This is a genomic window from Mesorhizobium sp. M8A.F.Ca.ET.181.01.1.1, from assembly GCF_004792025.1.
Lineage (GTDB): Bacteria > Pseudomonadota > Alphaproteobacteria > Rhizobiales > Rhizobiaceae > Mesorhizobium.
The window spans coordinates 1-389 of the sequence record NZ_SRTV01000072.1; the positions used below are offsets into that span (position 1 = coordinate 1).

Here is a 389-nt window from a genome sequence, read left to right on the forward strand (position 1 = left end):
AAGCCCTGCGCCTGCATTTCCTCGAACAGCTCGACGTGCTCGCCCTTGCGGTCCGCGACCACGGGCGCGAGGATCATCAGCTTGGTTTCTTCCGGCAGCGCGAGCGCCGCGTCGACCATTTGCGACACACTTTGCGCTTCCAGCGGGATTTCATGGTCCGGGCAATAGGGCGTGCCGACGCGTGCGAACAATAGCCGCAGGTAGTCGTGAATTTCGGTGACCGTGCCCACCGTGGAGCGCGGATTGTGCGAGGTGGCCTTCTGCTCGATCGAGATGGCAGGCGACAGGCCCTCGATCAGATCCACGTCGGGCTTTTCCATCAGCTGAAGGAATTGCCGCGCGTAGGCCGAAAGGCTTTCTACGTAGCGCCGCTGTCCTTCCGCATACAG

Annotated in this window: 1 pseudogene; it reads right to left on the reverse strand. The window is 62.2% G+C overall.

Annotated elements, in window-relative coordinates:
- Window positions 1–389, reverse strand: a pseudogene (locus EN824_RS33640) (excinuclease ABC subunit UvrA); the annotation flags it as partial.